The sequence below is a fragment of the Ruegeria sp. CDSC054 genome (genome assembly GCF_059610645.1).
This window is the reverse complement of sequence record NZ_JBXWOA010000001.1, coordinates 702,926-729,077: the sequence shown is the minus strand read 5'-3', so window position 1 is coordinate 729,077 and position 26,152 is coordinate 702,926. Positions and strand designations below refer to the sequence as shown.

General features: G+C 58.3%; 22 protein-coding genes and 1 riboswitch. Of the genes, 16 read left to right on the top strand and 6 right to left on the bottom strand.

The window, feature by feature from the left end; translation table 11 throughout:
- Positions 1–2: 2 nt before the first annotated feature.
- Positions 3–776 (bottom strand): extensin-like domain-containing protein, encoded by a 774-nt coding sequence (locus tag AC2FGC_RS03565; protein ID WP_496781424.1) that lies wholly within the window; start codon positions 774–776, stop codon positions 3–5.
- A gap of 50 nt (positions 777–826) precedes the next feature.
- On the opposite strand from AC2FGC_RS03565, the gene AC2FGC_RS03560 reads away from it, so the two are divergent.
- Positions 827–1,069, top strand: coding sequence for a hypothetical protein (locus AC2FGC_RS03560; RefSeq protein ID WP_496738785.1), 243 nt, complete (start codon positions 827–829; stop codon positions 1,067–1,069).
- 13 nt (positions 1,070–1,082) lie between these two features.
- Here AC2FGC_RS03560 and AC2FGC_RS03555 read toward each other — a convergent pair whose 3' ends face one another.
- Both AC2FGC_RS03555 and AC2FGC_RS03550 read right to left on the bottom strand, forming a co-directional pair.
- Positions 1,083–1,700: an imm11 family protein gene (locus AC2FGC_RS03555; protein ID WP_496722169.1), complete on the bottom strand. Its 618-nt coding sequence runs from the start codon at positions 1,698–1,700 to the stop codon at positions 1,083–1,085.
- A gap of 105 nt (positions 1,701–1,805) precedes the next feature.
- The gene (locus AC2FGC_RS03550; RefSeq protein ID WP_496722170.1) at positions 1,806–2,495 is read right to left on the bottom strand and encodes a glutathione S-transferase N-terminal domain-containing protein; all 690 of its coding nucleotides are present in this window, start codon (positions 2,493–2,495) and stop codon (positions 1,806–1,808) included.
- 121 nt (positions 2,496–2,616) lie between these two features.
- Positions 2,617–2,694, top strand: a riboswitch (SAM riboswitch).
- Between the two features lie 65 nt (positions 2,695–2,759).
- Between AC2FGC_RS03550 and metZ the strand changes: the two genes are divergently transcribed.
- The 5 genes from metZ (at position 2,760) to AC2FGC_RS03525 (ending at position 9,303) form a co-directional block, all read left to right on the top strand.
- Entirely contained in the window at positions 2,760–3,950 is a 1,191-nt protein-coding gene (gene metZ / locus AC2FGC_RS03545) for an O-succinylhomoserine sulfhydrylase (RefSeq protein WP_496776364.1), read from the top strand.
- 169 nt (positions 3,951–4,119) lie between these two features.
- Complete coding sequence (gene folE2, locus AC2FGC_RS03540; protein ID WP_496781423.1) at positions 4,120–5,223, top strand: GTP cyclohydrolase FolE2; 1,104 nt, start codon at positions 4,120–4,122, stop codon at positions 5,221–5,223.
- A 280-nt stretch (positions 5,224–5,503) separates the two neighbouring features.
- Positions 5,504–6,229 (top strand): hypothetical protein, encoded by a 726-nt coding sequence (locus AC2FGC_RS03535; protein ID WP_496781422.1) that lies wholly within the window; start codon positions 5,504–5,506, stop codon positions 6,227–6,229.
- Positions 6,230–6,280: 51 nt separating this feature from the next.
- Positions 6,281–7,729, top strand: a complete 1,449-nt coding sequence (locus AC2FGC_RS03530; RefSeq protein WP_109312003.1) for a TrkH family potassium uptake protein — start codon at positions 6,281–6,283, stop codon at positions 7,727–7,729.
- On the top strand, positions 7,729–9,303 hold the full coding sequence (locus AC2FGC_RS03525; protein WP_496722179.1) for a thiamine pyrophosphate-binding protein: 1,575 nt from the start codon (positions 7,729–7,731) through the stop codon (positions 9,301–9,303). Before AC2FGC_RS03530 ends, AC2FGC_RS03525 begins: the two co-directional genes overlap by 1 nt.
- Before the next feature lie 55 nt (positions 9,304–9,358).
- Here AC2FGC_RS03525 and AC2FGC_RS03520 read toward each other — a convergent pair whose 3' ends face one another.
- Positions 9,359–11,092 carry a serine protease gene (locus AC2FGC_RS03520; RefSeq protein WP_496722181.1) on the bottom strand — a complete coding sequence of 578 codons (1,734 nt, stop codon included), beginning with the start codon at positions 11,090–11,092 and terminating at the stop codon, positions 9,359–9,361.
- Between the two features lie 205 nt (positions 11,093–11,297).
- Here AC2FGC_RS03520 and AC2FGC_RS03515 point away from each other — a divergent pair, with 205 nt between their 5' ends.
- Positions 11,298–12,227: a glycine--tRNA ligase subunit alpha gene (locus AC2FGC_RS03515; protein ID WP_058274256.1), complete on the top strand. Its 930-nt coding sequence runs from the start codon at positions 11,298–11,300 to the stop codon at positions 12,225–12,227.
- An 8-nt stretch (positions 12,228–12,235) separates the two neighbouring features.
- Here the strand turns inward: AC2FGC_RS03515 and AC2FGC_RS03510 are convergent, their stop codons facing one another.
- Complete coding sequence (locus AC2FGC_RS03510) at positions 12,236–12,868, bottom strand: MarC family protein (RefSeq protein ID WP_058277621.1); 633 nt, start codon at positions 12,866–12,868, stop codon at positions 12,236–12,238.
- 91 nt (positions 12,869–12,959) lie between these two features.
- Between AC2FGC_RS03510 and AC2FGC_RS03505 the strand changes: the two genes are divergently transcribed.
- The 9 genes from AC2FGC_RS03505 to glmM all read left to right on the top strand — a co-directional run bounded on the left by AC2FGC_RS03505 (position 12,960) and on the right by glmM (position 25,209).
- Entirely contained in the window at positions 12,960–13,484 is a 525-nt protein-coding gene (locus AC2FGC_RS03505; protein ID WP_496722183.1) for a DUF6446 family protein, read from the top strand.
- Positions 13,485–13,491: 7 nt separating this feature from the next.
- Positions 13,492–14,706, top strand: a complete 1,215-nt coding sequence (gltS, locus tag AC2FGC_RS03500) for a sodium/glutamate symporter (RefSeq protein ID WP_496722185.1) — start codon at positions 13,492–13,494, stop codon at positions 14,704–14,706.
- A gap of 9 nt (positions 14,707–14,715) precedes the next feature.
- Positions 14,716–16,935 carry a glycine--tRNA ligase subunit beta gene (gene glyS, locus AC2FGC_RS03495; RefSeq protein WP_496722187.1) on the top strand — a complete coding sequence of 740 codons (2,220 nt, stop codon included), beginning with the start codon at positions 14,716–14,718 and terminating at the stop codon, positions 16,933–16,935.
- A gap of 43 nt (positions 16,936–16,978) precedes the next feature.
- Positions 16,979–19,540, top strand: coding sequence for a putative PEP-binding protein (locus AC2FGC_RS03490; RefSeq protein WP_496722189.1), 2,562 nt, complete (start codon positions 16,979–16,981; stop codon positions 19,538–19,540).
- A gap of 186 nt (positions 19,541–19,726) precedes the next feature.
- The gene (locus tag AC2FGC_RS03485) at positions 19,727–20,368 is read left to right on the top strand and encodes a cell wall hydrolase (protein ID WP_058277625.1); all 642 of its coding nucleotides are present in this window, start codon (positions 19,727–19,729) and stop codon (positions 20,366–20,368) included.
- 73 nt (positions 20,369–20,441) lie between these two features.
- Positions 20,442–21,812: a multicopper oxidase family protein gene (locus AC2FGC_RS03480; RefSeq protein WP_496781421.1), complete on the top strand. Its 1,371-nt coding sequence runs from the start codon at positions 20,442–20,444 to the stop codon at positions 21,810–21,812.
- Between the two features lie 103 nt (positions 21,813–21,915).
- Positions 21,916–22,836, top strand: a complete 921-nt coding sequence (locus tag AC2FGC_RS03475; protein ID WP_496781420.1) for a dihydroneopterin aldolase — start codon at positions 21,916–21,918, stop codon at positions 22,834–22,836.
- Positions 22,833–23,831: a dihydropteroate synthase gene (gene folP / locus AC2FGC_RS03470; RefSeq protein WP_496781419.1), complete on the top strand. Its 999-nt coding sequence runs from the start codon at positions 22,833–22,835 to the stop codon at positions 23,829–23,831. Before AC2FGC_RS03475 ends, folP begins: the two co-directional genes overlap by 4 nt.
- 34 nt (positions 23,832–23,865) lie before the next feature.
- Positions 23,866–25,209, top strand: a complete 1,344-nt coding sequence (gene glmM, locus AC2FGC_RS03465) for a phosphoglucosamine mutase (RefSeq protein WP_058273913.1) — start codon at positions 23,866–23,868, stop codon at positions 25,207–25,209.
- Here the strand turns inward: glmM and AC2FGC_RS03460 are convergent.
- Positions 25,206–26,108, bottom strand: a complete 903-nt coding sequence (locus tag AC2FGC_RS03460; protein WP_496766802.1) for a DMT family transporter — start codon at positions 26,106–26,108, stop codon at positions 25,206–25,208. The two genes, glmM and AC2FGC_RS03460, sit on opposite strands and share 4 nt — an antisense overlap.
- Positions 26,109–26,152 lie beyond the last annotated feature (44 nt).

Genomic DNA, 26,152 nt, shown 5'->3' with positions numbered 1-26,152 from the left:
CGTCAGCGGCAAACGGGTCCACTACGGCGGCGCGCTGTGTCAAAATGGAAGTGCCCTTTGTGATAGCGATCGGCGTCAGGACCCAGCACGGTGCCAAACAGACCGCAGGCGCCTGCGTGCAGTTCGTGCATAACATCGCTTGTATCTTCGGCTGCCCATCCGTCGCGCACAGTGATCACGGTGCCATCCAAAAGTATGAAGGATGAAATGTCGATTGCGCGGCCACGGGCATGTTCCGAAATCCGCGCGCGTGGCTGATTGTTCTGCGTCTTGCACGCATAATGACCAGCCAGACGCAATCCTTTCAGGCCGCCGCCCAGATTCGCAAAGGCCGGTTTGGCTGTGTTCTCCAACCATGTTTTGAGTGTGACGGCGGTTTCACAATCCATCAACGCCAACTGGCTGAGAAGGACGTCAGATACCATGCGGATGCGCACGGGATCAGCAATGCCGCATCCCTGGTACTTTCCTCTAAAGGGTTTTCGCTTTTCGCCGAGAATAGTCCAGTCGCCACAGACTGCACCACGTTCGCGCATCCTTTCGCGGCCGACTTCGATCTGACGAAACTTGCAGGGCCGCAGCCGCGGTCTGGGGGAAACAGTCAGCTCTTGCTTAGGGGGAACAGGTGCGGTGCCTTCCTCCAAGAGAACGTCCAGTTCAGTGGACGGTTCAAACGCAACAAGCTCATGCGCTTGAGCCTGCGCAGGTTCTTCGCAATCCGGCGTAGCACTCGCCATGCCTGCGCATAATACAAACAGAGGGGCCAATACTCGCATAAAATAACTCGTTCCCTTGTCAGCTCGGACCGATTGTATCATGACCGGCCTTGGTACGTCTGCGCGAAGTGCGGATAGGGCGGGGCTTTGTACAATCCTTTTCCTATACAAAGCCAGAGTATAGCAGAAAAACCTTATCGCTTGAACAAACTGCTCTGCGCTTGCTTGTCCCGGTTGCCCGAGCTCAAATCAACATTCAGCGGGCGCATTCGATGACCGATGTGATCGCGGAAGAGGTCGAGGATATCTCGGGCATGCTGGACATGCTGGTGCGGGGAGAGGGGTCGGGCTGACCCCAGAATAAGACTATCGCTCTTCAGCGCGCCAAAAATGGTAGGCCTTGATCTTTTGGGCTTTGAACTCGGCATGCATTTCGTCGGACATTAACAGTGGCAGATGTAGGTATCTTTTCTCACGCCAAAGATTGTTCCCAGCAGTTTTCTCCTTTCGCAAAACTAAGTCTTTTGAGGATGGAGGGGACAACTCCATTCGCTCAGTCGTTTTGATACCTGAAAATTGCCAAGACATCTCAACACTGGATGCCTCATCGATGACTGTGTCTAGGCGCTTGGTCACGTTCATGAAAAAATATGCTGTATCGGGCTTTGACCCATCTCTGTAAAAGGCTTCGATCGGAAGGATTTGGTGTACACCCGGATCGAATGCTTCCAAAATTTGACGCACGCGATCAGTGATAATCCGAGCACCACCCGACGCAGAGAATATGTCTGGGAGCTTTGCCGCCTGTTTCTTGAGTAGCACTTTTTTCGGTGCCTCACCAGGTTCTAAGCGCCGTTGACCAGTATGAAAGACGCTCGCAACATCATCCGCAATTTCGCCGGAGTGGTACTTTTCGCTCCAACCGGGCAACTTGAACCCTTTTAGGTAACGACCGGTTGCAGGGTAGTAACAAACATATGCCATTTAAACTTCTCGCCTGAAAATGTGTTTTAAATCAAATATGTGTCGCGCCATTGCAATGCCAGCGATGGCACAGTGTTTTGTTGTGTTTCAAGAGTGAATTGAGCTTCACCGTTTAAAAAGGTTGCTCTGAGCTCGCTTGTCCCGATGATCCCCGCGCAACTCCGCATGTAGCGCGCGTCCGGCCTGAACACCGGGGCGGGCACTTACCGTTTCAAGCCAGCGGGCGAAATGGGGTTTGTCATCCAATACCTGCTGCTGACCTTCCCACAGGCTGGCCCAGCCCCAGACCGACATGTCCGCGATCGAGTAGAAATCGCCCGCGACGTATTCATTTTCGGCCAACCGCCGGTCCAATACTCCGTACAGCCGCCCGACCTCGGTGCGGTAGCGGTCTTTGGCATAGGGCAGGTCCTGCGGCGGCTCGAGGTTTGGCGCGTATTTCAAGAAGTGATGCGCCTGACCGGCCATTGGGCCGACGCCGCCCATTTGCCACATCAGCCATTCCTCGACGGCGATCCGGTCACGCTCGGTGTTGCCGTAAAAGCGACCTGTCTTGCGGGCCAGGTACATCAGGATCGCGCCGCTCTCAAAAACCGAGATCGGCGCGCCATCCGGGCCGTCCGGGTCAACGATGGCAGGCATCCGGTTGTTAGGCGCGATTTTAAGGAACTCGGGGTCGAACTGATCACCCTTGCCGATATTGATCAGGTGAGTGGTGTAGGGAAGGTCCATCTCTTCCAAAGCGATGGACGCCTTCCAGCCATTCGGCGTGGGCCAGAAATATAGATCGATCATGGTGCCTCCTCAGGTTGAAGCGATGATGCGGTATTCTGCGCAATCGGCAAGAGGCGGTTACGAAAGCGTGACACAGGGCAACCGGGCTTGACGGCCAAGAATGCGCGGCGTATTTGCATCGCAGAAGCTACGTGGCGATTTGTTACCGGATTGCGGGCCACGCTAAACAACACCGCTAAAAGGTCAGGATGAAAGGCCCCTTTCGCTTGACCGCGTCTGGGGTTTTTTTGATGCCCTTGCCAGACAAGGGTCGAGAGGAATGAGATGAGCGAGAGCTGGAACAAACGCACCCAAGCCGTCCATGGCGGCATCCGTCGCAGCCAATACAACGAAGTCAGCGAAGCAATTTTTCTGACGCAGGGCTTCGTCTATGAGACAGCCGAACAAGCCGAGGCGCGGTTCATCGAATCCGGCCCGGATGAGTTTATTTATGCCCGCTATGGCAACCCGACCGTTTCGATGTTCGAACAGCGCATCGCGGCGCTGGAAGGTGGCGAGGACGCGTTTGCCACCGCGTCCGGCATGGCTGCGGTGAATGCGGCGCTGACGTCGATGTTGCAGGCGGGCGACCATGTGGTTTCGGCCAAGGCATTGTTCGGGTCCTGTCTGTATATCCTCGAAAACATCCTTTCCCGTTATGGTGTGGACGTCACCTTTGTCGACGGCACCGATCTGGACGCTTGGAAAGCGGCGATCCGCCCTGAGACCAAGGCGGTTTTCTTCGAATCCATGTCAAACCCGACGCTTGAGGTCATTGATATCGAGGCAGTTGCCAAACTGGCCCATGCGGTTGGCGCGCTTGTCATCGTGGATAACGTCTTTTCCACGCCCGTCTTCTCGCGCGCAATCGAACAGGGGGCGGATGTTGTTGTCTATTCTGCGACCAAACATATCGACGGGCAGGGGCGCGCTTTGGGCGGCGTTATCATTGGCACCAAGGATTTCATCCGGGGAACGGTTGAGCCCTATCTGAAACACACCGGCGGAGCGCTGAGCCCGTTCAACGCCTGGGTCATGCTGAAAGGTCTGGAAACGATGGCGCTGCGCGTTAACGCTCAGGCCGAGACGGCGCAGACCATTGCAGAAGCGCTTGAGGGGCATCCGGCGCTGGAACGGACGCTTTATCCGGGTCTGAAAACCCATGCGCAAAACGCGTTGGTCCAAGCCCAATTGGGTGGCAAAGGCGGAACTGTTCTGTCGCTGGACATCAAGGGCGGCAAGGACGCAGCGTTTGCATTCCTGAACGCGCTGACGATCCCTGTCATCTCGAACAATCTGGGCGATGCCAAGTCAATCGCAACACACCCCGCAACGACGACGCACCAGCGTTTGAGTGACGATCAGAAGGACGAATTGGGCATTACACCGGGCCTGATCCGCTTTTCTGTCGGTTTGGAGGATGCGGGAGACCTGCTTGCAGACATCAAACACGCGCTGGACGTGTCGCAACGTTAACTAACGGCAGCGGTTTACTGACAACCGGGTCGAAACTAGGTGAAAATGACGTAAGTCATGCGATTTTCGCCGAATTTCGATCCGGGCTGTGTTTTTCAGCGTATAAAGCTACACTGGAAAGCAAGCCGAATACAAACAAGGTTCGGCGACCAACCGAGGAACCCGATCGATGAACGTGCACCCCCGCGACATTGAGGACACGCCCGACAATGACGAAGCCGCAGCCGCTCTGAAGACGCTGCGCAAATGGGCCGAGTCCGCAACCGAGGCCGAGATCAGCCAGCTCGACCCGGCGATTGCGCGCCTTGTGCCTGGTCTGGTGCCCGTGAATTATCCGTCCCTGTCGCGCGAATACCCTGATGGGTTCACGGTCGACAGCGCGTATCGTGCGACCTTGCCGGACCTGCAGAATGGCCCGTCCAGCTTGATCCGGGGCGCAAAGCAACAAATCCAGCATGTTGGTATCTCGAACTTCCGCCTGCCGATCCGCTTTCATCGCAAGCGCGGCGATGACTTGACGCTTGAGACCTCGGTGACCGGGACTGTCAGTCTGGATGCCGAAAAGAAGGGCATCAACATGTCCCGGATCATGCGCTCGTTTTACAAACACGCCGAGCGTACGTTCAGCTTTGAAGTCATGGAGGCCGCGCTGAATGATTATATGACTGATCTGGATAGCTTTGACGCCCGTATCCAGATGCGGTTTTCCTATCCCGACCGTGTGCAAAGCCTGCGGTCCGGTTTGGAAGGGTACCAGTATTACGACATCGCACTTGAGCTGGTTGAACAGGGCGGAGTGCGCCAGAAGATCATGCATCTGGACTATGTCTATTCCTCAACATGTCCCTGTTCGCTGGAACTCAGCGAGCACGCACGCGCAACACGTGGACAGCTGGCCACACCGCATTCGCAACGTTCAGTGGCGCGGATATCTGTTGTGGTCGACTGCGACACGGATTGCCTGTGGTTCGAGGATCTGATTGCCATGTGCCGCCGTGCCGTTCCGACAGAAACGCAGGTGATGGTCAAACGCGAGGATGAACAGGCATTTGCCGAGCTTAACGCGGCCAATCCGATCTTTGTCGAAGACGCCGCCCGGCTGTTCTGTGCCGAATTGCTGGCCGATCACCATATTGGCGATTTCCGCGTGGTCGCAAGCCATCAGGAAAGCCTGCACAGCCACGATGCGGTGTCGGTTCTGACCGAAGGTCCGACCTTTGTGTCACCCAGCCTGGACCCGCGGCTGTTCACCACCCTGTTCCACGTCGGGTAGACAGGGCGGGGTGGATCAACAAAGTATCATTTTTAGACTAAGAGCGGTTTTCCGCCGCAGCGCGGCAATTCGTGCTGCATTTGCACAGTCCTTCAAGTAACACTGGTGTGGAATGCAGCCGTGGCAGGCGAATTTCTGTTCGTGCGTCTGCCACTCTGAAAGGAAGCTGAGACGTGCGACGCTCAGGACTTCGTGACTGCTTGATCCGCCCGAAAAATCGGGACGGGCAGCTCAATTCACTCTTTTGCAGGCTGCATCGCTTTCAGAGGAGAACTAAAGTATGAATCCAATTTCCCAACCGCTGGAATTTCAGGCTGCGGCCATCCGAATGGCCGGCTATGCGGTTAGCAACCAAATGAAAATTATGCAGATTTTGACCCGTTCGGCGATGGAGCTGCCGTTTGTGTCGGTTAGTGCCTTGCACGCGTCGGCTGCTGCTCCGGCCCCGGCTGCACCCTCGGCAAAACCCGCGCCGAAGGCCAAATCGGTTGCCAAGGCAAAACCTGCGGTGATGGCCAAGCCCAAGCCTGTAGCCCGCAAGAAAGCCGCCGCAAAACCTAAGGTCGAATCACCCAAGCCGACCGCGCCCAAAACGGTGGCTGCTGTAACCAAACCCACTCTGGTTGCAGCCAAATCGACCGAAGTTGCAGAAAAGCCTGCCGCCAAGCCTGCCGTCGCCAAAGGGCAGCCAGCGGCCAAACCCGCAGCGGCAGCCAAACCAAAGCCTGCCGTTGCTAGAAAAACACCTGTGCCAAAACCGGCAGCGGTTGCCAAGCCGAAACCTGTGGCAGCAAACACCACTGCGCCGAAGACCCCGGCCAAACCGGCCGCACCCAAGCCGGTCGCGGCGAAACCAGCACCCGGCAAGCCGGTCGCGGCGCAGCCTGCGCCTGCAAAAGCCGTTGCCACAAAGCTCGAGGGGGCACAGGCAACTCCGGCACGTCGCCCGCGCGCCCCGTCTAATCCGCCCGCGATGCCAACAACGGCCCGCAAAACGGACGGGTAAAACCCGACACCGGCTTGACACAGTCGTGCAGGCGCGCCAACGCTGCGCCTCATGACGGATATGCGCCCGGTTGGATATGTGATTGGCCTATTGGTCGCCATTCTTGGGGCGACCATGCTGCTGCCTATGCTTGCGGACTTCATCGAAGGCCGGGGCGAGTGGCACGTTTTTCTCGAAAGCGGCGTCATAACGATTCTGACCGGCGTCGTTCTGGCAATGAGCTGCTCGAACGGAGTAGGCGAAGGTCTGACGATCCGTCAGACCTTTTTACTGACCACAGGGGTCTGGGTCGCATTGCCATTTTTTGGCGCCATTCCGTTTCTTTTGGGCGAGACCGAACTGCGCTTTGTCGATGCGTATTTCGAGGCGATGTCGGGCCTGACGACGACAGGCTCGACCGTGATTTCCGGCCTCGATAACCTGCCACAGGGGTTGCTGCTTTGGCGTGGCCTGCTGCAATGGCTGGGCGGCATCGGCATCATCGTCGTGGCCATGGTCTTCTTGCCCGAGCTTCGCGTCGGGGGGATGCAAATCTTCCGCTCGGAAGGATTTGAAACCATGGGGAAAATTCTTCCACGGGCGCAAGAGATCGCGGGCCAGATTTCCCTGATCTATGTCTTTCTGACGATTGTTTGCGCGTTGGTCTATGCAGGTCTGGGAATGGGCTTCTTTGATGCCGTGGTGCACGCCCTGACGACGATCTCAACGGGCGGGTTTTCAAATTATGACGCGTCCTTTGGCACGTTTTCCGGCCCAGCAGAATATGCGGCCGCTGTCTTCATGATTCTCGCTGCACTGCCTTTCGTGCGCTACGTCCAATTCGCCAATGGCAATACGAGGTCCATTTTCCGCGACAGCCAGATACGGACCTTTCTGGCGACCATTCTTGTGCTGGTGGTCATTATGGCGGTCTTTCTGACCTCCGTTTTCCCGCATCATTGGGAACAAGCTGTTCGGGAATCCCTGTTCAATATCACCTCGATCATTTCGGGTACCGGGTATGCCAGCGTCGACTACATGGGTTGGGGCAGTTTCCCGATCATGATGTTCTTCCTGATCGGTCTGATTGGCGGCTGCGCGGGTTCAACCGCCTGTTCGATCAAGATCTTCCGGTATCAACTGCTGTTTGCTTCGATCAAGACCCAGATCCGCCGCATCCGCTCACCTCATGGGGTTTTTAAGCCGCAATATGATGGCCGTTCGATTGGTCCGGACGTCCTGACCTCGGTTATGAGCTTCTTCATGTTTTTCGTGCTCTCGTTGGGCGTGCTGGCCTGGGCGCTGGCATTGACGGGATTGGATTTCATAACTGCCGTCTCCGGGGCGGCCACAGCGCTGGCCAATGTAGGGCCGGGACTGGGAGACCAAATCGGACCGGCCGGCAATTTTGCAGGGCTCAGCGACACCGCGAAATGGCTGCTTTCAATCGGAATGCTGGTGGGACGGCTTGAGCTTTTGGCCGTATACGCACTCTTCACTGTCCAGTTCTGGAGGAATTGATGAAAAGACCCCTTGGTGCGCAGCTTTCGCATATGCTGCGGGATCGCGGAGTGGATGTGATCTTTGGTATTCCCGGCGTGCACAATCAAGAAATGTATCGCGGGATCGAAGAGGCCGGAATCACCCATGTGCTGGCCCGGCACGAGCAGGGGGCAGGGTTCATGGCCGACGGCTATGCCCGTGCGACCGGCAAGCCGGGTGTTGCATATGTCATCACCGGACCGGGGTTGTGCAATATCATGACGCCGATGGGGCAGGCCTATGCGGACTCGGTCCCGATGCTGGTGATGTCCTCGTGCCTTGATGAAACGCAAGGGGTGCACGGGCAGTTGCACCAGATGAAAGACCAGCGCGCCGCAGCTGAGACCGTGACGGACTGGTCGCATCAGGCCAATACGGCGCAGGCAGCCTACAATCTGGTCGAGCGTGCTTTTGAGGAGTTCGAACTCAACCGCCCACGCCCAAAACACATCCAAGTGCCGATTGCACAGCTTGAGGCCGATGCTGATCCTGCACCGTTTCCCCACCAACCTGGTTTGCGCTCAAAAGTTTTGCCGCCGGATTTGGCTCCGGTAATGTCCATGCTGAACATCGCACGGCGCCCGTTGTTTATTCTGGGTGGGGGCGCGCGGTCGAATCTGTGGCGGCAAATCCTGACGCAGTTGGGCGCGGCCTGTTTCACCACGTATGCCGGGCGCGGAATGGCGGGGTTGGGCTATGCCTTGGACTATGGAGCCATGTTGCCACGACCGGGCAGCGCTGATGTTATCGCCTCGGCCGATCTTGTGGTCGTCGTGGGCGCGGAATTGGGCGAGGTCGACTTGTGGCGAAGCACATTGGGCCACACGGGCAATCTGGTGCGTATAGATGTGGACCCGAAGGTGCTGTCGGATCAGCATCGCGCAGCGGTCAAGCTGCAAGCTGACGGGGAAAGCTTTGCCCATGCACTTTGGGCTGCCATTGATCATGTCAAACCTGCAACGGGGTGGACAGCGGAGGACGTAGCTGACACGCGCCGCCGTTGGCGGGCCGAAGTGGATGCGGAACGGCCAGGTATCGTCCCGGTCCTGGATGCCCTTCGCGCGGCGATGCCCGGCGACACTATGATCTATTCTGACATGACCCAGTTCGCTTATGTCGCCAAAGAGGTTTGGGATATGGGCTATCCCTATCACTGGCACCATCCGACCGGGTTCGGCACGCTTGGCTATGCGCTGCCGGCTGGAATTGGCGGGGCTGTGGCGCGCCGAGGCAAGCCTACAGCGGTGATCGCCGGGGACTACGGTTTTCACTATACGATGCAAGAGCTTGGGGCAGCAGTCGAACTGGGCCTGTCTCTGCCGATTATTCTTTGGGACAACGGAAAGCTCAAAGAGATTGAGGACAGCATGGTCCGAGGTCAGATCGCCCCAAATGCGGTTGTCGCGCGGAACCCGGATTTCTGCAAACTCGCCGAGGCCTTTGGCGCGTTGTCCTCTGCGCCCTCCAGTTTGCCCGAGATGCAAGAGGCGGTCCGAGCCGCCTTTACGGCCCCGGTCCCGACACTGATCCGTGTCACGCCGGATATCCTTTAGCCAACAAAAAAGCGCCGCTCGGACGAGCGGCGCTTTGTGCGATTTGGCGCAGAGATCAATCCCAGCAATGAACCAATACGGTCATTCCGGTCGCCCGGCGGCTGAGTTCATTGGGCGAGATTTGCGCCGTCGGCTGACCCGATTGACCGGACACGCCCGCCTTGGCCAGAACTTCGTTCAGGCTGTTGGCCGTTGCAGCAAGGCTGACGGACGCGGGCAGGGTGCGTCCTTCGGTCGGGGTTGGCAGCAGCATGCCAACAACCTGGCCATTGCCGTCAAAAACCGGTCCGCCCGCATCGCCGGGTTGGGCCGCCAATGCCAGACGTTTCACGCCGTCTTCTCCGTTCAGGCCACGCACATCAGCGATCTGACCAAAGGTGAGCGTCGGTGCGCCCAAGGCGCCCTCATACGAGAAACCCGACACCGCGATCTCAGATTGAATACGCGGCGCATCGGCGCTGAATTCTGCCACGTTGACCGGAACCAGATTGCGGCTGGGGCGCAGAACCGCCACGCCCAGATCTGCATCTGACAAGGCGACCTGGAACTCCTGATCGTCATCAAGCGTGATGCGTGTGCAGCTGTCCGCTGCCTCAAATACGGTCAGGACCGTGCCGCTGGTATCAGCAAAGAAGCCCGAACGGGACAGGCGCGGTGTGCGTACCTGCAGTCCGGACACCAGATCAATCCGCTGCTCGGCATTGGCACCCGCTGCGGCGTCCAGCACGGTGCCAGTTGCGGTAAAGCCGCTCTTCATTGCGGCTAGCACTCTGGCGCGCCGGGCATCGTCACCCTCGGGCCAAACCAGTGCAAAGCCTTTGATCTGGCCATCGTCCAGCCGTGCTTCGCTATAGGTCACGATCCCATTACCGCGCCCTTCCAGCGTAAAGCTGTCGCCACGCAGCTGCCGTGGGCCATCGAGCGGAACGATTTCCAGCGATTGCAGCACCTCATAAAGGGCGCGCAGCGTGGCTTTGTCGCCTTTCTGACTGATCAACAGGGCCTTGGCGTCCAGATCGGTTGTGCTTTTGAAGTGAACAAACGGGGCCTCATAACGGTCGAATGCGATGACACCCAGCGGCAGATCCAAATCGATACCGGCCTGCGGGTCGGAGTAACGCTCCATCCCGACGCTCAGAAGGGGGGCATTAAAATCGTCAATCAACGCCTTGCGCTGTGCGGTCGTCAGAACGCCGGTTGCTTCAAAGCCGTTGAACCGTTGCCAGTCGCCCATGGAGCGCCGCGTGCCTTGGCCAAATGCGCCATCGATCGTTGAATTGTAAAAACCCGCGGCCTGCAGGGCGGTTTGCAAATTCATGCGTTCCTGCGTGCTTAGAAGACGCTCGCTTTGCAACGCTTGTGAGCGTGTCTCGTCCGAGGCCTGCGGGGTTACGCCAACAGCAGGCTGTTCAGGCTGGGATTCAACTGGTGGCGTCACGACGCCCCGGTCCAGAATGTTCTCTCCAACCGGCCAGAATTGCTGTCCCAATGCGCTGGAAAAAGCGATGTAGCTGTCCGCAGGGATTTGCCCCTCGGCGCGGTAAACGCTTAGAACCTGTTCCGCATCGTTGCGTAAATAAGGCCCGATAACAATGGCATACCAACCAGAGTTCAAGCGAAACCCGTTTACGTCCGGTAGGGTGCTGGCATAGACCCGCGCACGTTCCTGCGCTTCGCGCAGCGAGGGCTGCGCTTCGACCTGCACCCAGACGCCTGCGTCCTGCTGTGCAAAAACAGCGCGCGCGCCGATGAGAAAAAGAAACAAAATTGCCGTGAATATGCGAGTCATTGTCTGCCCGTGTCCGCAGTGTTTTATCTTTGCCGGACCCTACGCGAACTCACGTACCGAAAGCCATGCCCGGAATACGGGGAATTTACAGTGTGGCTGCGCAGTGACAGCATAGGCTTTGCCGCCCGTTGACGCCCAACGGCCCCTTGCATAGGAAGGGCAAAACCCAACGGAACCGGGCGCAGTGGCGTCCAAAGGGAATGTCATGACCGACCAGTCCAGCGCACCACGTTCTTTTCAAGAGATTATCTTGCGGCTTCAGACCTATTGGGCCTCGAAAGGCTGCGCTATTCTGCAGCCCTATGACATGGAGGTTGGTGCAGGCACGTTCCACCCGGCGACCACCTTGCGCGCGTTGGGGTCGAAAACCTGGGCCGCAGCTTATGTGCAGCCTTCGCGCCGTCCGACGGACGGACGCTACGGCGAGAACCCCAACCGGTTGCAGCACTATTATCAGTATCAGGTGCTGATCAAACCCAGCCCGCCGGATTTGCAGGACCTGTATCTCGGCAGCCTCGAAGCCATCGGCATCGACATGAACCTGCATGACATCCGGTTTGTCGAAGACGACTGGGAAAGCCCCACTCTGGGTGCCTGGGGTTTGGGTTGGGAAGTCTGGTGCGACGGCATGGAAGTCAGCCAGTTCACGTATTTCCAGCAGGTCGGTGGCCATGATTGCGCACCGGTCTCGGGCGAGCTGACCTATGGTCTGGAGCGTCTGGCGATGTATGTACTTGGTATCGATCACGTGATGGACATGCCATTCAATGATCCGCAGTCACCAAGCCCGCTTTCCTATGGCGACATCTTCAAACAGACCGAAGAAGAATACGCCCGCTGGAACTTTGACGTGGCCAACACCGAAGTGTTGTTGCGCCACTTCGAAGAAGCCGAAGCTGAGTGCGCCGCCATTCTGGCACAAGAGCATGACGACCCGAAAACCGGCAAGCGCATCATCATGGCCCACCCGGCCTATGATCAATGCATCAAGGCCAGTCACGTGTTCAACCTGCTGGACGCGCGGGGCGTGATCTCGGTAACCGAACGTCAGGCCTATATCGGCCGCGTGCGGGCCTTGGCGAAGCAATGCGCAGACGCATTCCTGCTGACCGAGGCCGCCGGGTTCCAGGCCTGATGCGCCGCTCAGGCCAGTCCGGGCAGCAAAACCTTAAGGCCAGCAGCGATCATGCTGATTGCGATGGCCGACAGGATCATGCCCATGAACCGGCTCATGATAACACGAGCATTGTCAGACAGACGTTTGGCAATGGCTGCGGCGTTCCAGAATGTCACGAACAGCAACAGCAGGACGGCCAGGAAAACGCCAGCGTAAACAATGGCATCTACCGGTTTATGGATGTGGCTTGCATACAGGATCAACGTGGTGATTGTGCCCGGCCCGACAAGGATCGGAAAAGCCAGCGGATAAAAGGCAACCGTATCAGGTTCGGGGTAGGATTGCCGTTCCCCCTCGGTTCCGTGATGCGACGTGCTTGGCTTTCCGTTCAGCATGTTCAGGCCAATCATCAGAACGACCAGACCACCCGCGACACGCAGGTCATCGACGCTGATGCCGAACAGGCTGAGCGTTTGACTTCCCACAGCCGCAAACGATGCGCCAAGGATCAGGCAGTAGAGGGCCGTCTTTGTAGCCACTTTGCGTTGCTCAGCCGGGGCAAGGCCGTCGGTGACGCTAAGGAATACTGGCAGGTTCGTGATTGGATTCATGATCGCAAAAAGCGCTCCGAAGAATCCTACGGCAAGGGTGCTGTCCATTTCAAAAGTCTCTTTCCGGCCTGTAATCAATTGGAACCTGTCCTATTTTTACCGATCGTGAAAGAGGCATCGTGAGCAAAAGGAAAAGACAATGACAGGAAAAGTGCTTGCGATCATAGTGCTGATCTCGGCGGCAGTAGCCGGTTTTGGGATGTATTACCTGCAGATATACGGATTTTATTATGACGTGGAATCCAAGCCCGGGCAGGATGTCATGTTGATGACGGAAGGGGCCGAGGCGCCCACGCCTATATCCTACAGTGCGTTTCAGGCGATTGACGCGGACAGCTCACCCATCCGCTACCGTGCCTGTTTCGAAACGGATCTGACGCTTGCGCAGATTGAGGAAACCCATGTCGCGGTCGAGAATGCAGAGCCGCTGACCGCGCCCGGATGGTTCGATTGCTTTGACGCCGTGGCGGTGGCGGATGCACTGAAATCAGGTGAGGCCAAAGCCTTTCTGGGCGCCAAAAACATCCACTTTGGCGTTGACCGAATTGTTGCCGTTACAAATGGCGGCAAAGGCTATGTCTGGCACGCGCTGAACAATTGCGGCGAAAAGGCCTATGACGGCACCGTGATTGGCGAAGAATGCCCGGACCGGCCACAGAATTGAGGATATGATGACCGCCGAGACCCTGCAGATACCTGATTTCCTGACCGCTACGTTGGGCTTTGCGGTGTATCTTTTGGGGGTCGAGATCAATGCGCGCGTCGCCGCACTACGCCAGTTTAACATTCCCGAACCTGTCACGGGTGGCCTGCTGGCCTCACTGGTCGTGCTGATATTGTATCTGGCCTTCGATCTTGAGCTGTCCTTTGACCTTGCCACACGGGATTTTCTGTTAGTGGTGTTCTTTGCGGGCATCGGGTTAAACGCGCGGCTCTCTGACCTTATATCAGGCGGCAAGCCTCTGTTTTTACTTTTGATCCTGACTTTGGCGACGATTGTCGCGCAAAACGGGATCGGGGCAATTGGGGCGTCTATGTTCGGGTATCCGGCGCAGGCTGGGGTTCTGTTCGGCTCGGCATCTCTGATCGGCGGGCACGGAACTGCGATTGCCTGGGCCCCCGAGGTTGCCGAGGCCACCGGCCTGGACGGCGCAACTGAGCTAGGCGTTGCCGTTGCAACACTTGGGCTTGTTCTGGCCGCATTGATTGGCGGACCGATCGCAAGGCTTTTGGTTGAGGGTCGCAACCTTAGCCCCGCGCGCCCGGATGAGGACCACACCGTTGGCCTGCCGATGGATCCCGACGAAACGGCGGTAAAGATCGACCATGTCACAATCATGCGGGTCTTGTTGTTTCTCAATCTGGCGATTATCGCGGGGTATTTCTTGGGAGAGGTGATCAGCGCCGCTGGTCTGAAGCTGCCCCTGTTTGTGCCCTGTCTGATCATGGGCATCGTTATCGCAAATCTGCGTGCAACGTTTTTCCCCAACCGTCCACCGATTGAACGTACACCCTCACTGGCGCTGATCTCGGAATTCTCGCTGGGTGCGTTTTTGGCGATGTCGTTGATGAGCCTGCAGTTGTGGACCATCGCGGAACTGGGTCTGGCAATCGTGGTCATCATGTCCGCCCAGACACTGTTTGCCATCGCCTTCGTGATCTGGGTTCTATTTCCCGTCATGGGCTCAAACTATCGCGCTGCCGTGCTGGCCGCAGGTTTCGGGGGCTTCGCCCTGGGCGCGACTCCGACCGCAATCGCAAATATGACCGCCGTTACCAAGCGATATGGTCCTTCGCCTATTGCCTTTATCGTGCTGCCCCTTGTATCCGCATTCTTTGTGGATATCGCTAATGCCATCGTCATTCAGACGATCGTCAATTTCTAAGGACAGAAAATGCCCGACCTGCTGATCGAATTGTTTTCCGAGGAAATCCCCGCGCGCATGCAGACCCGTGCCGGCGATGACCTGAAAAAGCGGATCACCGATGGTTTGGTCGAGGCCGGTTTGACATATGCCTCTGCTGCCTCTCTGACGACGCCGCGCCGTCTGACACTGGCGGTCGAAGGGTTGCTTTCGGAAAGCCCGATGATCCGCGAAGAACGCAAGGGTCCGAAAGTTGGCGCGCCGGACAAAGCCATAGAAGGTTTCCTGCGGGGCGCAGGTCTGACACGCGATCAGTTGGAAGAGCGTGAAACTCCCAAAGGCGCGGTTTATTTCGCCACTATCGAAAAGCCCGGCCGTCCGGCGGCTGAGATCGTGGCCGAGGTGCTTGAGGCGACGATCCGCAACTTCCCCTGGCCCAAATCCATGCGCTGGGGCAGTGGCGGTCTGCGCTGGGTGCGTCCGTTGCACTCGATCCTGTGCATCCTGACTGATGAGACCGGCGCGCAGGTCGTGCCGATGGAAATCGAAGGCATCACGTCCGGCGATACCACGGAGGGTCATCGTTTCATGGCGCCGGGTCGGTTCGCCGTGTCTTCCTTTGAGGATTACGCCGCCAAGCTGAAACGCGCGTTCGTTGTGCTGTCGCCTGCAGAACGCGCTGAGCATATTTGGAACGACGCCCAGAACCTTGCCTTTGCGGCGGGTCTGGAAGTGGTCGATGACGCGGGCCTCCTGGCCGAGGTTGCCGGCCTGGTCGAGTGGCCGGTCGTCCTGATGGGGAAGATCGACGACGAGTTCCTGGAACTGCCGCCCGAGGTGCTGCAGACTTCGATGAAGGAGCATCAGAAATTCTTCTCGGTCCGCAATCCCAAAACCGGCCGGATCGAACAGTTCATTACTGTTGCAAACCGCGAAACCACCGATAATGGCGCGACCATTCTGGCAGGCAACCAAAAGGTTCTGTCGGCGCGTCTGGCGGATGCCAAGTTCTTCTGGGAGAACGACCTGCGCGTGGCCAAATCGGATATCGCCCAATGGACCCGCGCGCTGGAGAACGTTACCTTCCACAACAAGCTGGGCACACAGGCCGAGCGGATCGACCGTATCGCCGCACTGGCCCGTGAACTGGCCCCGGTGGTCGGAGCGGATGCAGATCAGGCCGCGAAAGCCGCGCGTCTGGCCAAGGCCGATTTAAGCTCCGAGATGGTCTATGAATTCCCGGAACTTCAGGGGCTTATGGGTCGATATTACGTCGAATCCGCCGGTGAGGACGCCGCCGTGGCCTCCGTGGCGCAGGAACATTACTCGCCGTTGGGGCCGTCGGATGATGTGCCCACCGCGCCGTTGTCAGTAACTGTGGCGCTGGCCGACAAGTTGGACACGCTGACCGGGTTCTGGGCGATTGAGGAAAAGCCCACGGGATCGAAAGACCCGTTTGCCCTACGCCGCGCGGCGTTGGGCGTGACGCGATTGATACTCGAAAACGATTTGCGTCTAAGATTGGATCGGTTCTTTGATAGCCAGTTGGTTCGGGCAGAGGGTGCCATCAATGACGCGTTGCCGAAATCAGATGTCGAGGACCTGCTGGAAGAAATCGCGGATCACGGCGTCTTCGGTGCAGCCTTCAAAGCGGTCAAAGACAATCTCGGCGACAAGCCGACCGCTGAATTTCTGGGGTTGGAGAAGAAAGTCCCGGACGCGTCCGACGATCTCCTCTCCTTCTTCCACGACCGACTCAAAACCTTCCTCCGCGACGAGGGCATTCGCCACGACATCATCGACGCCTGCATCGCGATGGACGGCAATGATGACCTCAACCTGCTGGTCAAGCGCGCCCGCGCGCTGAATGCCGTGATCGCGACCGAGGATGGCGAAAACCTCGTGCAGGGGTTCAAGCGCGCCAACAATATTCTGACCCAGGCCGAGGAAAAGGACGGGGTCGAGTATTCCTATGGCGCTGATATCAAATTTGCGGAGACTGACAGTGAAAAGGCTCTGTTCGGCGCGTTAGAAGCTGCACAGGCCAAGATCGACCCGGCGCTGAAAGCCGAGGATTTCCCAAGTGCGATGTCGGCCATGGCCGACCTGCGCGGCCCGGTGGATGCGTTTTTTGAGGATGTTCAGGTCAATACCGACAATGACATCCTGCGCCGTAACCGCCTGAACCTGCTAAGCCAGATCCGTCAGGTCTGCTCCAGTGTTGCTGATCTGAGCCGCATCGAAGGCTGATCCAGAACGCCCTTGCGCCATTGGTGCAGGGGCTTATGCTGCGGTGAAATCAAAAGGTGCCGCAGTGCAGAATAATCCGCATACTACGCTTATCACGTCCGAAGCGCCCGTTGCTGCCAACACGCATGGCGGGCGGGCGAAATGTCTGCAACGTCTGGTTCGTCTGGAACTGCCGGTTCCACGAACGGTCGCGTTGTCGTTTGATGCGGTGCATCAGATATCGGATGGGCAGGTGCCGGATTTGGCCGCTGTTCTTGAGCAGTTTGAACAGACCGCGCTGCTGTGTGTCCGGCCCAGTTCAGAAGATCCCGATTGGGGCGGCCCGGGTGCCATCCTGAACATCGGCATGAATGACGCGCGCTATGTTGACCTGTCGGATTCGATGGGGGTCGAGGCCGCGGCTGCGCTGTATCTGCGCTTTGTCCAAAGCTACGCGGTTCATGTTGCGCGGCTGGACCCGGATGTGTTTGACGAGATCGATGCAGATGGCCGTGAGGGGCTGCAGGAATCTCTGCGGGCTTACGAAGACGAGACTGACGAAGCCTTTCCGCAGGATCGCGGTGAGCAGCTGATTGCCGTGCTGCGTTCGATGGCACGCGCATGGGAGGGCACCTCGGCCCGATTGTTGCGTCAGGCCAAGGGTGCACCAGCGGATGCAGGCTTGGGGCTTGTGATCCAGGAGATGATCCCTGGCGTTGGGCAGGGGGAATGCGGATCGGGCGTGCTGCAACTGATTGACCCGACCACTGGATTGCCTCAGATCACCGGTCGGTATCTGAGTCAAAGTCAGGGACGGGATGCGCTAGGGGAAGGCGTCGCGGCGCTGTACCTCGAAAAGGACCCGCGCGGAGTGTCTTTGGAAGATGTCGCGCCCGAGGCTTTTGCGGACCTCAAGACGCATGCAGCGCTGATGCGGGTCAAGCTGCGCGAGGAAATGCAGGTCGAGTTCGTGATCGAAAACGGCCACGTTCACATTTTGGACGGTGTACGGGTGCAACGCAGTGCCCGGGCCGCGATGCGCATCGCCGTGCGGCTTGCGGAAGACGGGATCATCCCGCCGCAAGAGGCGGTGATGCGGGTGGATCCGCATTCCCTGAACGAGCTGTTGCACCGACAGGTTCACCCTGATGCGGAACGGGACATCCTGACCACCGGAATTGCCGCCAGTCCGGGTGCTGCGACCGGCAAGATCGTGTTCACCTCGGCCGAGGCGCAGGCAAGCGCCGCGCGGGGAGAGCCGTGCATTTTGGTGCGCCGTGAAACCTCCCCGGAAGATGTGCGCGGTATGCATGCCGCCGTGGCGGTCCTGACGGAAAAGGGCGGCATGACCAGCCACGCGGCCGTGATTGGCCGGGGTTTGGGCCTGCCGTGCATCGTCGGCGCGTCCGAGATGCGGTTTCAGACAAAGAAAAAACAGCTGATGGCTCCCGACGGGCGGGTATTCAATACAGGCGACACATTGACCATCGACGGTAGCTCGGGTCAGGTGTTGGCTGGGCAACCGACCATGCTGGAGGCTGCGCTGGATGACTGTTTCCAGACCCTGATGGGCTGGGCGGACGCAGAGCGGGATATTGCCATCCGCGCCAATGCGGACACACCTGCAGACGCGCAAACCGCGCGGAACTTCATGGCACAAGGGATCGGGTTGTGCCGGACCGAGCACATGTTCTTTGACCCCGGCCGCCTGATCGTGATGCGCGAAATGATCTTTGCGCAGACCTCATCCGGTCGCGAAGCGGTCTTGGAACGCTTGCTGCCGATGCAACGCGATGATTTCGCGCAGCTATTCCGGATCATGGAAGGCCAGCCTGTCTGTATCCGTCTATTCGATCCACCGTTGCACGAGTTTCTTCCGACCACGCGCACCGGCCAACGCGAACTTGCCGAAGCGCTGGACCTGCCGGTCTCAGATGTCGAACGCAGGGTCGACGCCATGACCGAATACAACCCGATGCTGGGCCTGCGCGGAGTTCGTCTGGGCGTGACGGTTCCCGAAATATACGACATGCAGGCGCGTGCGATTTTCGAGGCGACGCTTGAAGCCAGCAAAGACGGGGCACCGGTGGTGCCCGAGGTGATGATCCCGCTTGTCTCTGCCAAGCGCGAAGTCGAGCTGGTCAAGGCGCGCATCGATTCCGTGGCGGCAGCCGTCGCCGCTGAACGCGGGCAGGAATTTGAGTACCGGCTGGGCGTGATGGTCGAAACCCCTCGGGCTTGTTTGCGGGCAGCCGAGATCGCGCCGCAAACCGCGTTTTTAAGTTTCGGAACCAACGACCTGACGCAGATGACCTATGGCCTGTCCCGCGATGACGCAGGCCGGTTCATGTCGGCTTATGTCCGGCAGGGTGTCTTTGTCGAAGATCCGTTTCATGTGTTGGACGCGGACGGAGTTGGCGAATTGCTTAAACTGGGGGCTGAACGCGGCAGGCAAGCACAACCAGAAGTCACATTGTCAGTTTGCGGCGAACATGGCGGGAACCCCGAATCAATCGCCATTTGCCGGGAATTGGGCTTTGACTATGTGTCCTGTTCGCCCTTCCGGGTGCCCGTCGCTCGGCTGGCTGCCGCTCAACTGGCGATTTCGTCCAGACTTGGGGGTTGACAGAAGGGCGGCACTCTAGAATTAGTAGGTAACAGAAAGCGCCGTCGTCAAATATTGTTGACGAAACGGCGATTTTCCACTTGCTTTTCCGTCAGAACTGGACGTCGCCGTTTGAATTCGGTATGAGCCTCATCGCGCCCGCCGGGGGAGGGTACGGCGCTAATTGTGCCTGTGCGAGGTTATCTGATGCTACGATACATATTGGCTGTTGCCACATTGGCGGCAACCGTGCTGCCGAGTGTTTCCGTCGCCGAGAGGGAAGCCACCGAATCTGCCAAACGCGAACTAGTAACCCGGAGCGAATTGCCTGGGCAAAAGTTTCGTGATTACTTAGGCCTGTTTAAGCCACGTAAAGAACCTGTGCTGCAACAGGTGTCCTATTCCAAGGATTGGCTGGATCAACTGCCGACTGCCGCTGGTGACGAGAATTTCAAATGTCTGGCTGAGGCGCTTTACTTCGAAGCGCGCGGCGAAAGCGTTCGCGGTCAGTTTGCCGTGGCCGAGGTGATCCTGAATCGGGTCAAAAGTAGCCGCTTTCCAAGTTCGCTGTGCGGGGTGATCAAGCAGGGAACCGGTAAGAAGTACCAATGCCAGTTCACCTACACCTGCGATGGTCAGAAAGAAGTTATTCGCGAGAAAAGAGCCTATGAGCGTGTGTCCAAGGTTGCCCGTGCGGCAATCGACGGCGTTGGCGTCGGGCTGACCGAAGGGGCGACCCATTACCACACCAAGGCGGTGCGCCCGTCATGGTCGCGTGTCTACAAAGAAACGGCCCGGATCGGCGTTCACATTTTCTACCGCCACAACTATCGGACCGCGAGCAACTGATTGACGCACCCGCGCTGGAACCTTGATGGCGCGGGGCGTTTTCTGCCTTATGTAGCGGACCAGGAGGTCCGCCATGATGTTATCCCGCAGACGGTTTCTGCAAACTTCGACCGCGCTTGCCTTGCTGCCAAAGGTGGCGCATGCGGCCAGCTCCGATCTGGTTGCGCAAGAAGCGGTGCAACAGATTGCGCCTGACGGATATCCAGCTACGCCGGTTTGGACCTATGGCGGTCGCGTTCCCGGTGTCGACATCCGGTTGCTTCAGGGCGGGCGCGTCAGTCGCAAGCTAATAAACAACCTGTCTCAACCGACGGCAGTGCATTGGCACGGAATTCGGATCGACAACGCCATGGATGGCGTGCCGGGGTTGACGCAGGACGCGGTCGAGACGGGCCAATCCTTCGACTATGACTTTGTTGCACCCGATGCAGGAACCTATTGGTATCACTCGCATAACCGGTCTACCGAACAGGTTGCCCGAGGTCTCTATGGATCTCTGATTGTTGAAGAATCCAGCCCGCCGGATGTTGATCAGGATCTGACGCTGATGCTGGACGACTGGCGGCTGGACCCGGAAACAGCGCATATCGTGGACGATTTTGACAATGGGCACGATCTTAGCCATGCGGGGCGGCTGGGTAATCTGGTGTCCGTCAATGGCGGTTTCGATCCGGCATACCCTGTTGGATCGGGGGAACGATTGCGATTACGTCTGATCAACGCATCGAACGCTCGGATATTTGATTTGGCGTTGGACGGGCTTGCAGGTTGGATTGTGGCTTTGGATGGGATGCCGCTGGCAGTTCCATTGCCTGTAGAGGACAGCTTCCCACTTGCGCCCGCACAACGGGCGGACCTTGTCGTGGATGTAACGTCCGCGTCCGGGGAAGTCGCGGGTCTCGCCAGTATCGAGCGGGACGGCGGCTATGGCTTGGTACGCTTTCAAGTTTCCGAGGCCTCCATATCGCAAAGGCAGGGTATTGAACCATTGCCTGCGAACAATATGCCTGAATTTCAGTATGATCACGCACCGCTGCATCGTATGTCCCTGCAGGGCGGTGCGATGCGATGGCTGGAAGGGGCCAAGCTTGGCGATCAGGACCTGACAGGCCGTGAGCTGGCTCAACTGGGCCGGTTCTGGGCGTTGAACGGATACGCGGAACGACCCAAGGATCCGTTTCTGGATGCGCGTCTGGGTCAGGTGCACCGGATCGAGTTTGTGAACGAAACCGCTTTCCCTCATGCCATGCACCTGCATGGTCACCACTTCCGGCTCATCCTGCCGGATGGCAGTTTGGGGCCTTGGCGCGACACCGTGCTGGTGGACCGGGGCCAGACCCGTCAGATCGCGTTGGTCGCGGACAATCCGGGAGACTGGCTGCTGCATTGCCATATGCTGGGACACGCTGCTTCGGGTATGATGAGCTGGTTCCGCGTAACCTGACGCCGCATTCGATGGCTGGAAAGACGCATGTTGCGGTGTTATACGCCCGCGCATCGTTTATTTTGGGCAAACACGTCCACAAAGCCCGAAAAGGTCCGCCTGTATGAGCTCTGAAATCCGTCTTGCCTTTGCGCACCCGTCCGAGCGGTCCGAAGCGACCGCTGCCCGGGGGCCGTTGGATCGTATTTCTCTGCGTGATCATATCGTCGAGGTTGAAATCGGCGCGTTTCAGGCCGAGCGTGGAACGACCCAGCGGATTTGCTTTAACATCGTGGTCGAGGTTCGCCCCTTGAGTGATCCCATCGACGATGACGTGGATCGCATCCTGTCTTATGACCGGGTGACTGAGGCGATCGCGTATGAGCTTGCGGCGGAACGTCTTAACCTGCTTGAGACTTTGGCAGACCGGGTGGCCGAGCGAATTTTACTTGAACCGCAGGCCGTAAGAGCTTTTGTCAGAATAGAAAAACTGGATCGTGGTCCTGGCGCTTTGGGTGTCGAGATCGTGCGCGGAAAAGACAAGACTCACCACGACGTCGTCGAAGAGGAACGCCCGCATCCCCGTCTGGCTTTCCTGTCGAATGAGGCCATTGCCTCGCCCAATCTGACCGGGTGGATCGATCAGTTGGAAAACCGCGAACGACCCCTAATCCTGTGCGTCGGTGCGGCGGATATGCCTGTTTCACAGACTGGCCACGCGATGACCCAACGCCGAATTGATCTGTTGGCGATTGAACAGAATGCCTGGGTTTTAGCTGCCCGCGATCACCGCTGTGTCGTCGTTTCAACGCGGACTGAGCTGGATTGGGCCATGAAAAATGGTCAGATTTGCGTCTGGGCGCCCTCGAAAATCGTGCTGGATGCTGTTGACGGCCAATCGGCGGCACCTTCGGATGCGGTCGCGCTGGCGGCATGGTTTGCTGCCACTTTTGAGGCGAGTGAGATGATGGTGATCGGCGGCGCGCTGCCCGACGCCCCTGAAACCCCTTTGCGTGCGATCTCGGTGGATCAGGCACAACTGTGACCGCTTATTTTCGACCTCTGGTTCAGCATGGTCCGAACCGTCCGCCGGGTTCAGTGCCGCTAGCTGGCCAGCCGCTTTGGTTTACCCATGTTGAACGGTTAAGCCGAAAAGAACGTCCAATGATCATTGCCGTGCAGGATGTACCAGGTGATGCGCTGGACCGACTGACGCGTCCGCGTGCCGATGTTGCGGGCCTTGCCATGGATCGCCCGCACATTATGGGCATTCTGAATGCGACCCCAGATAGTTTCTCGGATGGCGGTGTGCACAATTCGGTCAGCGCGGCCCAATCTGCGGCTGAACAGATGGTTTCACAAGACGCAACCATTCTGGATATCGGCGGCGAATCGACCCGACCCGGCGCAACCTTCGTGCCCGAAGATGAAGAGATCGCCCGGACCCGCCCCCTGATCGAAGCCATCAAATCCCGCACTGATGCGTTGATATCCATCGATACGCGCAAATTCGCCGTCGCCAAAGCCGCGTGGGAGGCCGGAGCAGGGCTGATCAACGATGTAACAGGATTTACCTTCGACCCACAGCTTGGGCCGTTTTGCGCGCAAGTTGGCGCTCCGGTCTGTGTGATGCACATGCAGGGCGATCCGGGCACGATGCAAGACAATCCGACCTATGACGACGTTCTGCTGGACGTCTACGATTTCCTTGAAGGTCAGGTGGATCGTCTCGAAAACCTCGGGTTGGATCGGGATCAGATTATCATTGATCCGGGCATAGGGTTTGGCAAGACCGAGGCACATAACCTGGCCTTGCTGCAGGGGATCAGCCTGTTTCATGGTTTAGGTTGTCCGATCCTGTTGGGCGTGTCCCGCAAAGGTATTATCGGACAAATAGGCAAAGAGCCGCGCAAGGACGCCCGCGCGCCGGGATCAATCGCCGTCGGGCTGGCTGGATTGTCACAAGGCGTTCAAATTTTGCGCGTGCACGATGTTGCTGAAACCGCTCAGGCCTTGCGCCTTTGGGTCGCCGTCCGGTAAGGCGGAGGCAGGCAAGAAATGACGGAGTGACATTATGCGCAAGCTGTTCGGAACCGATGGGGTGCGGGGTACCGCCAATACCCATCCAATCACGGCCGAAATGGCATTGCGCATCGGGGCCGCCGCTGGCCGTTACTTTCGCCGTGACCAATCAGACGTTCACCGTGTGGTGATCGGTAAGGATACGCGCCTGTCCGGTTATATGGTGGAAAACGCCCTGACGGCCGGATTGACCTCGACCGGGATGAACGTGTTGCTGCTTGGGCCGGTTCCGACGCCCGCTGTCGGTCTGATGACACGGTCGATGCGCGCAGATCTGGGGGTCATGATTTCGGCCAGCCATAACCCGGCCGAAGATAATGGTATCAAGTTCTTTGGCCCTGACGGATACAAGCTGTCTGATCAGGCGGAGCTCGAGATTGAAAGGCTGATCGAAGAAGGTGTCAAACCTGCGCAGGCCCAGAATATCGGCCGTGCCAGACGGGTGGATGATGCGCGATTCCGATATGGTGAACGCGTCAAATCTTCGCTGTCGCGTGACTTGCGTTTGGATGGGCTAAAAGTTGTAGTCGATTGCGCCAATGGGGCCGCGCACCGCACGGCGCCCGAGGTTTTGTGGGAACTGGGTGCCGAGGTGATCCCGGTCGGCATCACGCCGAATGGTAAGAATATCAACCTCAACTGTGGCTCGACCAAACCGCAGCTGGCTGCCGAAACCGTCGTGGCCCATGGTGCAGATGTCGGGATTTGTTTGGATGGTGACGCCGATCGCGTCGTCATGATCGACGAGAATGGTCAGGTCGCGGATGGCGATCAGTTGATGGCGCTTTTGGCGACCAGTTGGGCCGAGGCAGACCGCCTGAAAGGCGGTGCGTTGGTTGCAACGGTGATGTCGAACCTAGGTCTGGAACGTCATCTTGAAAACCATGGTCTGCGTCTGGAGCGCACCGGCGTCGGGGACCGCTATGTCGTTGAACGTATGCGCGAAGGCGGGTTCAATCTGGGCGGCGAACAATCAGGCCACATCGTCATGAGCGATTACGCGACCACAGGTGACGGCCTGATGGCGGGCCTCCATTTCCTGGCGGAGATGGTGCATACGGGTCGCAAAGCATCGGAATTGGCGGTGCAGTTCGAAACCGTACCGCAAATGCTGAAGAATGTGCGTTATGGCGAAGGACAAGCCCCGCTTGAGGCCGCCAGCGTGCAGGCTGCAATTTCTGACGCTGAGGCGCGGCTGAACGGGCAGGGGCGGTTGCTGATCCGCAAGTCGGGTACCGAACCTCTGATCCGCGTCATGGCGGAATGTGAAGATGATGCGCTGCTGACCCAGGTTGTCGACGGCATCGTTGCCGAAGTCGAGGCCGTCACAGGCTAGCGCCCAGTCAACATCTTTCGCAGGCTGAACCACTGGCTGATGGCCAGCCCGGTCAGGATCATGGCCAGCGCCACGAAAAAGCGCAGCGGCAACGCTTCGGACAGAACCCATGCGCCGAACACCATGGACCAAATCGGGACCTGGTAATTCACCAGCGTCATAAAGACCGATCCTGCGCTGCGAATGACGGATACGCGCAGCAGTGTTGCAAATGCCGTAGGGACCAACCCCAAAACGATGATGGCAATGCTTGGGCGGGTACCTTCCCACGTGGGGACGCCTTCGGTCACGAACATGATCGGCAAAAGGATTACTGCGCCGACCAGCAGGGTCAGGGCGGCCAGAACCACCGGATCAATGGGCGGACATTGACGGGTGAAGATCGACGCCAGAGAATAACACAAGGCGGCCCCGATGCAGGCCAGTTGCGCCAAAGGTTCCGACCCGTGGCCGAGTTGCGCCAAGCCGGGGCCGATCAGCACCAACGCACCGCAGAATCCAAGGATCACGCCCACCAATTTTCTCAGGTTCAGGGGCTCGTCCGAAAAGAAATGCGCCAGCGGCAGTACCATCAGAGGGATTGCGGCCATGGACAGACCCGCGAAGGCGGACGGTACGTATTGCTGCCCCCAGCTTAGCAGAACAAAGGGCAGGGCCGAGGACAAGATACCGATCACGATGACCGAAGCCCACAGGGCGGTCGACCCCGAGGGTAGCTTGCGGTTTGTAGCGGCCATCAGCCCCAGCAACATTACTGCGCCCAGCGTCGTCCGCGCGGTGGCGACTGTGATAGGTCCATACCCTTCCAGCGCCATGGTGACGACCATGAACGTACCGCCCCAGATCAGGCCAAGGGTGATAACGCCGCTCCAATCGCGGGATGTGGGGTGCTGAACCATCTGCGTCTCGGCTTGGGGTAAGGACAAAAAAGGGCGGCCTGATG

Bases quoted from the DNA above. Each gene is read 5' to 3' on its own strand.
- AC2FGC_RS03520 (WP_496722181.1), bottom strand. From the start codon at position 11,092: ATGACTCGCATATTCACGGCAATTTTGTTTCTTTTTCTCATCGGCGCG.
- AC2FGC_RS03550 (WP_496722170.1), bottom strand. From the start codon at position 2,495: ATGATCGATCTATATTTCTGGCCCACGCCGAATGGCTGGAAGGCGTCC.
- AC2FGC_RS03565 (WP_496781424.1), bottom strand. From the start codon at position 776: ATGCGAGTATTGGCCCCTCTGTTTGTATTATGCGCAGGCATGGCGAGT.
- AC2FGC_RS03530 (WP_109312003.1), top strand. From the start codon at position 6,281: ATGACGGATATGCGCCCGGTTGGATATGTGATTGGCCTATTGGTCGCC.
- AC2FGC_RS03555 (WP_496722169.1), bottom strand. From the start codon at position 1,700: ATGGCATATGTTTGTTACTACCCTGCAACCGGTCGTTACCTAAAAGGG.
- AC2FGC_RS03525 (WP_496722179.1), top strand. From the start codon at position 7,729: ATGAAAAGACCCCTTGGTGCGCAGCTTTCGCATATGCTGCGGGATCGC.
- folE2 (WP_496781423.1), top strand. From the start codon at position 4,120: ATGAACGTGCACCCCCGCGACATTGAGGACACGCCCGACAATGACGAA.
- AC2FGC_RS03480 (WP_496781421.1), top strand. From the start codon at position 20,442: ATGATGTTATCCCGCAGACGGTTTCTGCAAACTTCGACCGCGCTTGCC.
- glmM (WP_058273913.1), top strand. From the start codon at position 23,866: ATGCGCAAGCTGTTCGGAACCGATGGGGTGCGGGGTACCGCCAATACC.
- metZ (WP_496776364.1), top strand. From the start codon at position 2,760: ATGAGCGAGAGCTGGAACAAACGCACCCAAGCCGTCCATGGCGGCATC.
- AC2FGC_RS03510 (WP_058277621.1), bottom strand. From the start codon at position 12,868: ATGGACAGCACCCTTGCCGTAGGATTCTTCGGAGCGCTTTTTGCGATC.
- gltS (WP_496722185.1), top strand. From the start codon at position 13,492: ATGACCGCCGAGACCCTGCAGATACCTGATTTCCTGACCGCTACGTTG.
- AC2FGC_RS03485 (WP_058277625.1), top strand. From the start codon at position 19,727: ATGCTACGATACATATTGGCTGTTGCCACATTGGCGGCAACCGTGCTG.
- AC2FGC_RS03535 (WP_496781422.1), top strand. From the start codon at position 5,504: ATGAATCCAATTTCCCAACCGCTGGAATTTCAGGCTGCGGCCATCCGA.
- AC2FGC_RS03505 (WP_496722183.1), top strand. From the start codon at position 12,960: ATGACAGGAAAAGTGCTTGCGATCATAGTGCTGATCTCGGCGGCAGTA.
- AC2FGC_RS03515 (WP_058274256.1), top strand. From the start codon at position 11,298: ATGACCGACCAGTCCAGCGCACCACGTTCTTTTCAAGAGATTATCTTG.
- AC2FGC_RS03460 (WP_496766802.1), bottom strand. From the start codon at position 26,108: ATGGTTCAGCACCCCACATCCCGCGATTGGAGCGGCGTTATCACCCTT.
- AC2FGC_RS03475 (WP_496781420.1), top strand. From the start codon at position 21,916: ATGAGCTCTGAAATCCGTCTTGCCTTTGCGCACCCGTCCGAGCGGTCC.
- glyS (WP_496722187.1), top strand. From the start codon at position 14,716: ATGCCCGACCTGCTGATCGAATTGTTTTCCGAGGAAATCCCCGCGCGC.